Origin of the sequence: Microbacterium wangyouchuni (assembly GCF_051546305.1) — a bacterium.
In the GTDB taxonomy this organism is placed as follows: domain Bacteria; phylum Actinomycetota; class Actinomycetes; order Actinomycetales; family Microbacteriaceae; genus Microbacterium.
Genome location: NZ_JBPTMA010000015.1, coordinates 1 through 12,659, shown reverse-complemented (window position 1 = coordinate 12,659; position 12,659 = coordinate 1). Strand labels below are relative to the sequence as shown.

Genomic DNA, 12,659 nt, shown 5'->3' with positions numbered 1-12,659 from the left:
CTGAACGGGCACCCCCGCACACACGAGATCGACGAACTGCGTACGAGTATTCGGCGGGAACAACTTGACCATGAAACGCTCCTTCAAGAAGAACGTTGCTGCCACCATATGACTTCGCCCCCCAAAAGTGAGCCACGAGCGCCCACTCGCAAGAGGGATGCGGGGGCGCGGGTGGATCAGGGGGTGGGGCGCTTGAGGCGCAGCACCACGACGGTGTACGCGGCGGCGGAGAGCGCGGCCAAAACCATGTGGATGCCGACGAGGAGTCCGGGGAGGCCATCGCGAGACTGCCACACTCCGACTGCCACCTGCACCAGAACAGCGAGGACGAGCACCAGGAGCCACCGGCGCGGCCGAAGCCGCTGCACCCAGGCGAACACTGTCAGTACCGTCAGCAGCGCCGCGAGGATGTAGCCGGGCCAGGAGTGAATGTGTGCGAGCACCGTGGCGTCGAAGCCGTCACGGATGACGTTCACATCGCCCGAGTGCGGCCCGGACCCGGTGGTGAGCACACCGAAGAAGATCGTCGCGGCCAGGGCCAGACCGGTGACGTGCGTCACGATCGCGAACCAGACGGGCACGGCGCGCTCGCGCGGACCGGGAGCGGCATCCAGGCGAACCAGGAATGCCGCGGTCGCGCACACCAGCAGCAGCGATGACACGTAATGGAACCCGACGATCGAGGGGTTCAATCCGGTGAGCACGGTGATGCCGCCGACGAAAGCCTGCGCGACAACACCGATCAGGACGATCCACGCCAGCGCGGAGAGATCGCGGCGCATCGGCGTCGTTCGAAGGGAATGCACCCCTGCGATGATCGTCACCAGCAGTAGGCCCAGGGAGAAGAACGGGAAGCCGGGAAGTCCGAGTGCCGAAGTGATCGCGAAGCATACGACGCCGACGACGATGCCGCCGCCTGCAAACCAGAGCGCCGCGCTGACGGGGCGGCGTCCACCGACCGAGTGCAGCACCAGCAGCAGCACGGCGATAGCGAGGAGCCCGACCAAGCCGGTCATCGTGCGGTTGCCGAACTCAATGATGCCGTGGATGCCCTGTTCCGGTGTCGGAACGAGCGACTCCGGTGTGCACAGCGGCCATTCCGAGCATCCGAGTCCCGATCCGGTCAGTCGAACAGCGCCGCCGGTGCCGATGATGATCACCTCGGCCAGGAACGACAACCACGCCAGAACGCGCAACGGTCGACCGATCATGGCGGATCCGCCAACGCGTTCGGGGGAGTCGGTGAGTTCTGCGGTTTCGGGCATGCGTCCTCCGGCCCGTTCCTGGCGCTGGGCACGGCCCGTTTGTCAGGGGGAACCTGTAGAATCGGATTGTTGCGATGCATGCGCTCAGCGCAAGGTGCATCACCAACAGTTTAGGCGCGAAGAATGCGTCCGTGATGAGGCCCACCAGCGGCTCCCACCCCGTATCATCTGCGGGGCTATGGCGTGCCGGGGCGGATGACACCGTTTGGGTCCAACAAGGAGAGTGTGTGATGTCGGATGTGCTGATCGACCGCCCAGAACTCGATGGTCTGGGGGTGTACGAGTTCGGCTGGCACGATGAAGACGCCGCTGGCGCCATTGCCAAGCGTGGTCTTTCTGAAGATGTTGTCCGCGGTATCTCGGGGCTCAAAAAAGAACCCGAATGGATGCTGAAGACCCGTCTGAAGGCTCTGCAGCTCTTCGGACGCAAGCCGATGCCGACCTGGGGCGCAGACCTCAGCGATATCGACTTCGACAACATCAAGTACTTCGTCCGCTCCACAGAGAAGCAGGCGCAGTCGTGGGAAGAGCTCCCGGCTGAGATTCGTGAAACCTACGAGCGTCTGGGAATCCCGGAGGCCGAGCGTCAGCGTCTTGTCGCCGGCGTCGCCGCCCAGTACGAGTCCGAGGTCGTCTACCACCAGATCCGCGAGGATCTGGAGGAGCAGGGCGTCATCTTCATGGACACGGACACTGCGCTGCGTGAGCACCCCGAATTCTTCGAAGAATACTTCGGCAGCGTCATTCCCTCTGGCGACAACAAGTTCGCCGCCCTCAACACGGCCGTCTGGTCGGGTGGTTCATTCGTCTACGTCCCCAAGGGCGTCCACGTCGAGATCCCCCTGCAGGCGTACTTCCGCATCAACACCGAGAACATGGGTCAGTTTGAGCGGACGCTGATCATCGCCGATGAGGACAGTTACGTTCACTACATCGAAGGCTGCACCGCCCCGATCTACAAGTCGGACTCGTTGCACTCGGCCGTCGTCGAGATCATCGTGAAGAAGAACGCACGCGTTCGCTACACGACGATCCAGAACTGGTCGAACAACGTTTACAACCTCGTCACCAAGCGCGCTGTCGCTCACGAGGGCGCAACTATGGAATGGGTCGACGGCAACATCGGCTCCAAGGTGACGATGAAGTACCCGTCGATCTACCTGATGGGCGAGCATGCCAAGGGCGAGACGCTCTCCGTTGCTTTCGCAGGTCCCGGTCAGCATCAGGATGCTGGCGCCAAGATGATCCACATGGCTCCGTACACGCAGTCATCGATCGTCTCGAAGTCGATCGCCCGTGGCGGCGGACGCACGGGCTATCGCGGAGAAGTCCGTGTTGATCCAGCCGCGCACCACTCGTCGAACTCGGTCATCTGCGACGCACTGCTCGTTGACACCCAGTCTCGATCGGACACCTATCCGTCAATCGACATTCGTGTCGATGACGTGAAACTCGGCCACGAGGCCACCGTCTCGAAAGTCAGCGAAGAGCAGCTGTTCTACCTGATGAGCCGTGGCATGGAAGAGACCGAAGCGATGTCGATGATCGTCCGCGGCTTCATCGAGCCGATCGCACGCGAACTTCCGATGGAGTACGCAATGGAGTTGAACAAGCTCATTGAAATGGGCATGGAAGGATCGGTCGGCTAAATGGCGGCCTCTACGACAGCGCCCACCTCGGCGCAGCAGACGAACGCGCACATCGACCCGGCAGCCCAGGTGGCAGATGCTGGATTCGTTCCCGTGCAGACCCGATCCGAACGACCGCGCTCATTCGAGCCCGCCGACTTCGGAACTCCGACCGGCCGCGAGGTCAACTGGAAGCACACACCGGTTGCTCGTCTGAGCGGCCTGTTCACTCCGGCTGAATCAAATGACGGTGTCACCTACGAGATCACCAGCGGCGAGCAGTACATTGCCGACACGCTGGCCGCAGGTACAGCGCCGCGTGGCGAGTTCTTCGTTCCGGAAGACATCGTGGCAGCTGTGGCCTGGCAGGGAAGCGTCGACGGCATGCACGTGCGCATCCCGCGCAATGAAGAGGTCGCTGAACCGATCCTTGTCACGGTGACGGGCCAGGGCGCTGACAAGCGTGCCGACGCTCACATCGTGATCGAGGCGCAGGAGAACAGCGCGGCAACAGTTATTCTGCGTCACCAGGGATCTGCCCAGTACGCGCAGAACATCGAGATCATTGCTCGGGCAGGATCGCGCCTCACCGTCGTCTCCGTCCAGCGCTGGGATGACGATGCCATCCACGCCGCGTCACATCAGACGCGCGTCGACAAGGACGCACAGCTGAGGCACTTCATCGTCAGCTTCGGCGGCGGAATCGTGCGCGTGAACCCGAACCTGGAGCTGGCCGGTACCGGTTCCGAAGGCAAGATGTACGGCCTGACATTTGCAGATGCCGGACAGCACCTGGAAAGCCAGGTCTACATGCACCACAAGGGCGCTCACACCACCGGCGACGTGCTCTACAAGGGCGCGCTCCAGGGTGAGAGTGCGCGCAGCGTGTGGATTGGCGATGTTCTCATCGGACGCGATGCCACTGGCACCAGCTCCTACGAGGCGAACCGCAACCTGGTGCTCACCGCGGGCGCACGCGCCGACTCGATTCCGAACCTCGAGATCGAGACCGGTGACATCCTCGGCGCCGGCCACGCCAGCGCTACAGGACGTTTCGACGACGAGCAGCTGTTCTACCTGCAGACTCGCGGCATCTCTGAAGAAGAGGCTCGCCGTCTGGTGGTGCTCGGCTTCCTCACCGACATCGTGCTGCGCCTCGGCATCCCGTCGCTGGAAAGTGAACTGCTCGCGGCGATCGATACCGAACTCGCCGGAGTCAACGTATGAGCGCTCAGCGCGCCTGCGGCATCACCGATCTTGAGCAGGACACTCCGCTGCGCGTTGAGCTCGATGGTGTCCCGATGGCGATCGTTCTCGACTCCGCCGGTGAGATCCATGCGATCGGTGACACCTGCACCCATGGCGAGATCTCGCTGTCCGAGGGGTTTGTTGAAGGCGACACGCTGGAATGCTGGGCCCATGGCTCCGCCTTCTCGCTGCGTACCGGCATCCCCCAGAATCTCCCCGCTTATGAGCCCGTTCCGGTCTACGTCGTTGAAATCAACGGCGATGACGTGCTCATTGATCCGACCGTGACGAAGGAAGTCTGAAATGTCTGTTCTTGAGATCCGCGACCTGCACGTGACGGTCGAGACCGAGGCGGGGACGACCCCGATCCTCAACGGCATCAACCTCACCATGAAGACCGGTGAGACGCACGCCATCATGGGCCCGAACGGCTCAGGCAAGTCCACACTGGCGTACACGATCGCCGGTCACCCGAAGTACACCGTCGCCAGCGGCTCGATCACCTTCGACGGTGACGATGTTCTCGAGATGAGCGTTGACGAGCGTGCGCGCGCCGGTCTCTTCCTCGCGATGCAGTACCCGGTGGAGATCCCCGGTGTGACGGTCACGAACTTCTTGCGCACCGCAAAGACCGCGCTCGACGGTGAAGCTCCCGCGATCCGCTCGTGGACCAAGGACGTCAAGTCCGCGATGACCAACCTGCGCATGGACCCGAAGTTCGCGCAGCGCAACGTCAACGAAGGCTTCTCCGGTGGCGAGAAGAAGCGTCACGAGATTCTTCAGCTCGAGGTTCTCAAGCCGAAGTTCGCCGTGCTCGACGAGACCGATTCTGGTCTCGATGTCGACGCGCTGAAGATCGTGTCGGAGGGCGTGAACCGCGCGAAGGAGTCCACCGGACTCGGCGTGCTTCTGATCACGCACTACACCCGCATTCTGCGCTACATCCGTCCGGACTTCGTGCACGTGATCGTCGGCGGAAAGATCGTCGAAGAGGGCGGGCCTGAACTGGCTGATCGCCTTGAGGAAGAAGGCTACGACCGCTTCTTCGACCCTGCTGCGCCGATCGAAGCGTAGGCTGAGGTCATGACCGCGACGCTTGCCCCAGAGAAGTTCGACGAGGTCACCGAGGCTCTGAAGGACGTCATGGACCCGGAGCTCGGGATCAACGTCGTCGACCTCGGCCTCATCTATGACCTGAGCTGGGATGACGAGAACGATGCTCTCGTCATCCACATGACACTGACGAGCGCTGGCTGCCCGTTGACCGATGTGCTCGAAGAGCAGACGGCAGAGGCGCTGGACTCCGTCGTTGACCGCTTCCGCATCAACTGGGTGTGGATGCCGCCGTGGGGTCCGGAGAAGATCACCGATGACGGACGCGACATGATGCGGGCGCTCGGCTTCGCTATCTGACATGGAACGGCTCCGCGCTCTTTCGCTGGATGCTCTTCGCGAGCGCACCAGCGAGAAGTGGCGGGAGTACCCCGCCGATGTGCTGCCGCTGTTCGTAGCCGAAACGGATTTCGCTCTGGCGCCCGAGATCACTCGGGTGCTTGAGCGTGCCATTTCGATCGGCGACACCGGTTACGTGGCTTCACGCACCCCACTTGCCGAGGCATACACCGAATTCGCGCACCGTCGTTTCGGCTGGGCTCCGGATGCTGCACGCATGCGTTCTACTGCCGATGTGAGCATGGGCATCGTCGAGATTCTGCGGCGCGTCACATCGCCGGGCGAGCGTGTGATCGTCACGACGCCCGTGTATCCGCCATTCTTTGACCTCGTCGAAGAGGCCGGCGCCATCGTCGAACGTGTTCCGCTGCGAGACACGGGAACAGGGTGGGAGCTCGACCTCGACGGCATCCATGCGGCGCTGGAAGCCGGCGCCCGAGCGGTGCTGTTGTGCAATCCACACAATCCGACCGGCACAGTGCACTCGGCGGCATCTTTGACGGCGCTTGCTGAGCTTGCCGCCGCGCACGGCGCTGCGGTGGTGTCCGACGAGATCCATGCGCCCCTCGTGCAACCGAATACCGGGTTCCGGCCCTTCCTGTCGATATCGGATGATGCTCGCGCGGTCGGCTACGCCGTCGTCAGTGCGAGCAAGGCGTTCAACCTCGCCGGTCTCAAGTGCGCGCTCATGGTGACAGCCTCTGACGACACCACTCGAGTCCTGCGGTCTCTGCCTATCGAAGTCGAGTGGCGCACCGGCCAGTTCGGGATGCTCGCCGCCGTCGCCGCATTCGCGGAAGAGAGCGACGCGTGGCTCGACAGTCTTCTGGTCACCCTTGATGAGAACCGACGGTTGGTGGCAGATCTGCTCGCCCAACATCTCCCGGCCGCGCGCTATCGCCAGCCGGATGCCGGATACCTCGCCTGGATCGACCTTGCCGGTCTCGGCTGGGGTGACAACCCATCGAAGCGGATCCTCCGGGAGGCGAGGGTCGCGCTGCACTTCGGTCCGGCGTTCGGAGCCGAAGGGGCCGGTCACGTCCGGCTGAACTTCGGTACGAGTCCCGAGATCATCACCGAGGCCATCACTCGTATCGCCGCTCTCGACGTCAGCTGACCGCAACGCGTGCGCTGTCTGCTCGAGCGAGTCGCAGCGACAGAACGAGTATCAGCACGGCGCTGCAGGCAGTGAGCAGACTGGTGCCGAACACGAGTAGCATCACGACCGCGGTCGCACCGGTGAGGATCGCGACGGACAGACGGCGAAGTGACCCTGTGGCTGCGGGTGCCCGCTGAGCCTCGATCCGCGCGAAGATCATCGCGATCGTGGTGGTGCAGGCAAGCGCTGTGGCCAGCCACAGCGGGCGGCCAATCCACCATTCGATGCTGTTCAGCTCAGGAAGGGCGATCCCGATCGAGATCGCGTACAGGGCGGTCGCGCCGGCCATCGCCAGCAGTACAGGCATGTGCCAGAGGTAGATCGTCATCGTGCGAGGGGTGACGAATCGCGTGAAAGCGGCAACGCGCGGGCGCCGGCTGAACTGTGCGATTTGGTTTCGGAACAGCGACAGGGCGGCAGTGTGTGCGACTCCGACCAGCAGCAATGCCGCGGTCGGTGGGTTGATGTTCGCGATGAGGTCGGGGGAGTAGATTCCGCAGACAAAGGTGAGAATCAATGCGGTGGCGGCGGCAATGCCCGCCAGCATCCGGTTTCGTCTGCTCATCGAGTCGATGCTCCCGTCGGCGAGGAAGAAACCGAGTTGCTGCAGTGTCATCCATACGAACGCGAGGTTAATGAAACCGAGCCCATCCAACCCCGTCAGCGAACGCATGACGTCGACCGTCACGGCCGCTGCTGCGAGAGCGCCGATGGTGAGCAGGGGAGCGCGGCGGTGGGCCTCAGCCAGCGCCGGCAGCAGCGCCTGGCAGATCAGGAAGACTCCGAGGAACCACAGCGGCTGCCCATATCTGAACCCGGCAACGGCAATGAGATCGGCCGGGACGCCGGCGACGGCGAGCATGGCAAGAGCGACGCCAACGATCCCGATCGCGAAGGTGGCGGGCAGTAGCAAGCGATGGATCCGCGCTGCGATGAACTCTGCTGGGGTGCCACCGCTTTCGCGCACGCGCCGGTAGGCGAGCAGGCCCGAGAACCCCGCGATGACGAAGAACAGCGGCATGACCTGGAGGATCCAGCTCAGCGGAGCGATCCATGCGGTGCCGTCGCTCGCGTTTTCGAACACGGGACCGGATGCCGTCACCGTCACCCCGACCATCATCGAGTGCAGCAGCACGACGCCCAGTACGCAGAGGGCGCGGATGAAGTCGATTCCCGGGTCGCGGGTAGTGAAGTGTCGGGCGGTCGGTGCGCTGCGCTGGGGTGCCTCGGCGATGGCCATGGGGTTCCTCCTCGGTGACTGTTCGAGGAGACTATGGAGTCGCTGTGTAGCCGCACATCACCCGGAGGTGTCGAGTGACCCCCTACCCAGGTGGCAGAGGCGTCAGGCGGGTTCGACCAAGCCGGTGTCGTAGGCGAATATCACGGCTTGAACGCGGTCGCGTGCGCCGACCTTGGCCAGTACCTTGCCGACATGCGTCTTGACGGTCTGTTCCGCAATGAAAAGCGCGGATGCGATCTCGCTGTTCGAATTTCCCTGACCGAGGAGAATCAACACCTCGCGCTCGCGCTCGGTGAGTTCGCTGAGCAGATGGGTGGATGCCGTGGCGCGTGGCTTCTGCGCAGCAAATTGCGCGATCATGCGACGCGTCACGCTCGGCGACAGCAGTGCGTCACCTGCGGCGATCACGCGCACGGCGTGGACGAGCTCTTCTGGCAGGGCGTCCTTCAGGAGAAACCCACTGGCGCCAGCCTGAAGCGCGTCGTACACGTAGTCGTCGATGTCGAAAGTGGTCAGCATCAAGATGCGCGGCACCTTCGCCGCGGGATAACCGTCACCGAGGATGCGTCTGGTCGCTTCAATACCGTCGAGTTTCGGCATCCGCACGTCCATCAAGATCACGTCCGGGTCCACGCGGGTGCTGACCGCAACTGCTTCTGCGCCGTCGGCGGCTTGGCCGGTGACGGTGATGCCGTCGTGGGCATCCAGCAGGGCAGCGAATCCGGCGCGGACCATCGCCTGGTCGTCGGCGATGAGCACTTCGATCGTCACAGATTGCCTTCCGCGGGAGGGGAGAGGGGGTTCTTCGGCACGCGTGCGGCGACTGTCCAGCCGCCGTCAGCATCATCGCCTGCCTGGATGCTCCCGCCGAGTAGCGTCGCACGCTCGGTCATACCGCGCAAACCATGGCCGCCGGGATGCCCCATCGTCACGGTGGCGGTCTGGCTCGCCGCCGGGTCGCCGGCCTGAGGAGAGTGAGCATTATGGACGATCAGCACGATGTCAGAATCGTCATCTCTCACGGTCACGGAAATTGCGGTTCCGGGCGCGTGGCGCACAGCATTGCTCAGTGATTCCTGGACGATGCGGTAGACGGCGAGCCCGGTCGAAGCGCTCACATCTTCGCCGGCCGTGTGGTGGATCAGCGAGACGGCGGCACCGGCGCGCCTGGTGGCATCCACAAGCGCGGCGATGTCATCGATTCCCCGTTGAGGGGTGAGGTCGGCAGTGTGGTCTTCCATGCGCAGTACGCCCAGGATCCTGCGCATCTCGGAGAGCGATTCACGGGCCGAGGCGGCGATGGATTCGAATTCGGCGGCGCTGGAGGGTGCGAGATCGGGAACACGGTAACGCGCGGTGGATGCCTGCACCTGAATCAGAGAAAGGCTGTGGGCCACGACGTCGTGCAGTTCTCGTGCGATCCGTGTGCGCTCTTCAACGAGTTCGCGCCGGGACTGCTCCTGCGCGGTAAGTGCGCGTTCTCGCGTGAGTTCGTCCCCCAGCCGCAGGCGGCCGACGAGCAGGAAGGAGAGCAGATAGACACCGGTCAGGATCGAGGTGGTGACGATGAGCGAGTTACCGCTCGGGATTGCCGGGAGCATCACCGATGCGATCACTCCGGCGACGGCACCGACGATCAGTTGAATGAGTCCATATCGCCACCCGTGGCGGAACGTGACGCTGGCGACCATGATCGCGAAGGCGATGAGCAGAGGAACCGACCAGGGCCACGGGGCTGCCACGACCATCTGGCGGGAGACCATAAGGGGAATCAGCACGGCCGATGCCGTGAAGCCGATCATCGCGACCCGAGGGTAACGGAGCGAGACGAGCGGAGCGGCCACGGCGATCGCGCCCAGCAGCATCGTCATAGCAACCGGACTGCCGTAGAAGGTGACGTGCACCGGAACCAGCACGCTGTACAGCGCGACAGCGGCCGTCGTCAGAATCACGATGAGGGCGGTATGCCGGTTGCGCGACCACGGCCACCGGCGCTGTGCGGCGTGTCGCGGCGCAGCGCGCTTCTTCGACCTCATGGAAGTCATCCTTGCACCTGCGCAGGCTGCGACTCGTGCATCTCGATCTCAGCCGGGGTCGGGGCATCCGTATCCTCGCTTTCGCGGCGCCGACGTCGTAGGGCGATGATGCGATCGATGATCACGCCGAGGAGGAGAGCGAACGCGACGCCGAAGACGGCGCTCAGGAGTGGCTGCTCTTTCAGCCAGTGCCCGGCCAGGAGACCGATGCCCGCGCTGTACGCGGCCCAGGTGATGCCGCCGAGGATGCTGAAGGGCAGGAAGCGCCGCCACGGGTAGCTCAGCGCGCCGGCTGACATATTCACGGCCACGCGTCCGACCGGGATGTAACGAGCGCCGAGGATGAGGCCGGCGCCGTTGCGTCGGAGTGTGCGCTGTGCGCGTTCGAAGGCGGCGGCGACGCGAGGACGGCGCATCCAGGCGAATCGGGTGGTTCCGATTGTGCGGCCGATTGCATACGCCAGGTTGTCTCCGATCATCGCGCCGATAGCGGCGACGCCGATCAAGAGGGGCAGATTCGTTTCACCGGTGGATGCCGCAACCGCAGCGGCTGCGACCAGCACCGTCTCGCTCGGGATCGGAGGGAAGAAGCCGTCGAGCACGGCCGTGGCGAACATAACAAGATAGAGCCACGGGGATGCGGCAGCCTGCAGGATGAGGTCGTTGATGATGTCCACCCGTAGAACCTATGGTTTGCGCTGCTACGACCACATCACCCTGAGGTATCGAACGCGTCATACTTCAGAGGGGTTTTTGCATCGGGGGCTGTCGGCGTCTTACCAGCGCGGGAGACCTATACTGGGAGGCTGGCCCATCGGCCAAATTCCCCTGACGAAACGGACTTCCGCTGTGCTTGCCGTGCACGACCTCGAGATTCGCGTTGGCGCCCGCCTCCTGATGGAGAACGTGTCCTTTCGCGTCTCTGCCGGCGACAAGATCGGGCTGGTCGGACGCAACGGTGCCGGCAAGACCACTTTGACGAAGGTGCTTGCCGGTGATCTGCCCCCGGCAGACGGCAACGTGGCCCGATCCGGTGAGCTGGGCTACCTTCCGCAGGATCCGCGTACCGGCGACCCGGAGATGCTCGCACGCACGCGTATTCTGGACGCTCGTGGACTCGGATCCATTCAGCTCAGCATGGCCAAGGCCAGCGAGGATATGGCATCCGCTGATCAGGCCGTCGCCGATAAGGCGATGCGCAAGTTCGGCAACCTGATGGAGCGCTTTGAAGCGCTAGGCGGGTATGCGGCTGAAGCCGAAGCGGCCTCGATCGCGAACAACCTGTCGCTACCGGATCGCATCCTCGACCAGCCGCTGTCATCGCTCTCCGGTGGTCAGCGACGCCGCATCGAACTCGCTCGCATTCTGTTCTCCGATGCCGAGACGATGATCCTCGACGAGCCGACCAACCACCTGGATGCCGACAGTGTCGTGTGGCTGCGTGAGTTCCTGAAGAACTACCGCGGCGGGCTGATCGTGATCAGCCACGACATCGAGATCGTCGGCGAGACCGTCAACCGCGTGTTCTATCTCGATGCGAACCGTCAGAGCATCGACATCTACAACATGAACTGGAAGAACTACCTGCGTCAGCGGGTAGCGGACGAAGAGCGCCGCAAGAAGGAGCGCGCGAACGCCGAGAAGAAGGCGACCTCGCTGCAGCAGCAGGCTGCCCGCTTCGGCGCCAAGGCGTCCAAGGCTGCCGCAGCGCACCAGATGGTTGCGCGCGCGGAGAAGCTGCTTGCTGGTCTCGATGACGTGCGTGAGACAGACAGGGTCGCGAAGCTGCGGTTCCCGAAGCCGGCTCCGTGCGGAAAGACGCCGATGATGGCTACCGGTCTGTCGAAGTCGTACGGCTCCCTGGAGATCTTTACCGACGTTGATCTCGCTATCGATCGCGGCTCCAAAGTGGTCGTGCTCGGACTCAACGGCGCAGGAAAGACGACACTGCTGCGGATGCTCGCCGGTGTCGACGAGCCGGACACCGGGCAGCTCGAGCCTGGTTTCGGCGTGAAGATCGGCTATTACGCACAGGAGCACGAGAACCTCGACGTGGACCGTTCGGTGTTGCAGAACATGGTGTCTGCGGCCCCGCACATCACCGAGATGGAGGCGCGTCGCGTGCTCGGCTCGTTCCTGTTCACCGGGGATGACGTGCTGAAGCCGGCCGGTGTCCTCTCCGGTGGCGAGAAGACCCGTCTGTCGCTGGCGACCCTGGTCGTGTCATCCGCGAACCTGTTGCTGCTCGATGAGCCCACGAACAACCTCGACCCGGCGTCGCGCGAGGAGATCCTTGACGCGCTCGCACACTATGAGGGTGCTGTGGTTCTGGTGTCGCACGACCCGGGGGCTGTGCAGTCGCTGAACCCCGAGCGCGTGCTGATCCTGCCCGACGGTGTCGAAGACATCTGGAACCAGGAGTACCAGGACCTCATCGAGCTCGCGTAGGCGCGCGCCGCGCGCCCCGCGTTGCCGCCGCCGCGAGAAACGTCGTCTCGCATGAGAAACGTGTTGTGATGTCTCAGGTCTTCGGTGACGGTTCTTGTCTCAGAACATTGGTGACGGTTTCTGTCTCAGGAGATGGGTAACGGTTCATGAAGCCGCGGGGTTTGCCGTTGCCGACGTAGGTGG

12 protein-coding genes are annotated in these 12,659 nt (G+C 63.6%); 7 read left to right on the top strand and 5 right to left on the bottom strand.

Annotated features, from left to right (window positions below; genetic code table 11):
* Positions 1 to 176 precede the first annotated feature (176 nt).
* Positions 177 to 1,211, bottom strand: a complete 1,035-nt coding sequence (locus ACSS7Z_RS16125; RefSeq protein ID WP_438255892.1) for a COX15/CtaA family protein — start codon at positions 1,209 to 1,211, stop codon at positions 177 to 179.
* Between the two features lie 284 nt (positions 1,212 to 1,495).
* Between ACSS7Z_RS16125 and sufB the strand changes: the two genes are divergently transcribed.
* Genes sufB through ACSS7Z_RS16095 form a run of 6 tightly spaced genes read left to right on the top strand, consistent with a single transcriptional unit; the run spans position 1,496 to position 6,710 of the window.
* Positions 1,496 to 2,914, top strand: coding sequence for a Fe-S cluster assembly protein SufB (gene sufB, locus ACSS7Z_RS16120; protein WP_438255891.1), 1,419 nt, complete (start codon positions 1,496 to 1,498; stop codon positions 2,912 to 2,914).
* Positions 2,915 to 4,120, top strand: a complete 1,206-nt coding sequence (gene sufD / locus ACSS7Z_RS16115; RefSeq protein WP_438255890.1) for a Fe-S cluster assembly protein SufD — start codon at positions 2,915 to 2,917, stop codon at positions 4,118 to 4,120.
* On the top strand, positions 4,117 to 4,443 hold the full coding sequence (locus ACSS7Z_RS16110; protein ID WP_438255889.1) for a non-heme iron oxygenase ferredoxin subunit: 327 nt from the start codon (positions 4,117 to 4,119) through the stop codon (positions 4,441 to 4,443). Before sufD ends, ACSS7Z_RS16110 begins: the two co-directional genes overlap by 4 nt.
* A 1-nt stretch (position 4,444) precedes the next feature.
* Entirely contained in the window at positions 4,445 to 5,215 is a 771-nt protein-coding gene (gene sufC / locus ACSS7Z_RS16105; protein WP_438255888.1) for a Fe-S cluster assembly ATPase SufC, read from the top strand.
* A gap of 9 nt (positions 5,216 to 5,224) precedes the next feature.
* Positions 5,225 to 5,554, top strand: coding sequence for a metal-sulfur cluster assembly factor (locus tag ACSS7Z_RS16100; protein ID WP_438255887.1), 330 nt, complete (start codon positions 5,225 to 5,227; stop codon positions 5,552 to 5,554).
* A gap of 1 nt (position 5,555) precedes the next feature.
* Complete coding sequence (locus ACSS7Z_RS16095) at positions 5,556 to 6,710, top strand: MalY/PatB family protein (protein ID WP_438255886.1); 1,155 nt, start codon at positions 5,556 to 5,558, stop codon at positions 6,708 to 6,710.
* On the opposite strand, the gene ACSS7Z_RS16090 is transcribed toward ACSS7Z_RS16095, so the two are convergent.
* From ACSS7Z_RS16090 to ACSS7Z_RS16075, 4 genes are all read right to left on the bottom strand, one after another.
* On the bottom strand, positions 6,703 to 7,992 hold the full coding sequence (locus tag ACSS7Z_RS16090) for an acyltransferase family protein (RefSeq protein WP_438255885.1): 1,290 nt from the start codon (positions 7,990 to 7,992) through the stop codon (positions 6,703 to 6,705). The two genes, ACSS7Z_RS16095 and ACSS7Z_RS16090, sit on opposite strands and share 8 nt — an antisense overlap.
* 102 nt (positions 7,993 to 8,094) lie before the next feature.
* Positions 8,095 to 8,763, bottom strand: a complete 669-nt coding sequence (locus ACSS7Z_RS16085) for a response regulator (protein WP_438255884.1) — start codon at positions 8,761 to 8,763, stop codon at positions 8,095 to 8,097.
* Positions 8,760 to 10,037, bottom strand: a complete 1,278-nt coding sequence (locus ACSS7Z_RS16080) for a sensor histidine kinase (RefSeq protein ID WP_438255883.1) — start codon at positions 10,035 to 10,037, stop codon at positions 8,760 to 8,762. The genes ACSS7Z_RS16085 and ACSS7Z_RS16080 overlap by 4 nt, the downstream gene beginning before the upstream one ends.
* Positions 10,034 to 10,705 (bottom strand): DedA family protein, encoded by a 672-nt coding sequence (locus ACSS7Z_RS16075; protein ID WP_438255882.1) that lies wholly within the window; start codon positions 10,703 to 10,705, stop codon positions 10,034 to 10,036. Before ACSS7Z_RS16075 ends, ACSS7Z_RS16080 begins: the two co-directional genes overlap by 4 nt.
* A gap of 172 nt (positions 10,706 to 10,877) precedes the next feature.
* Between ACSS7Z_RS16075 and ACSS7Z_RS16070 the strand changes: the two genes are divergently transcribed.
* Complete coding sequence (locus ACSS7Z_RS16070; RefSeq protein WP_438255881.1) at positions 10,878 to 12,476, top strand: ABC-F family ATP-binding cassette domain-containing protein; 1,599 nt, start codon at positions 10,878 to 10,880, stop codon at positions 12,474 to 12,476.
* The last annotated feature ends 183 nt before the right edge of the window (positions 12,477 to 12,659 follow it).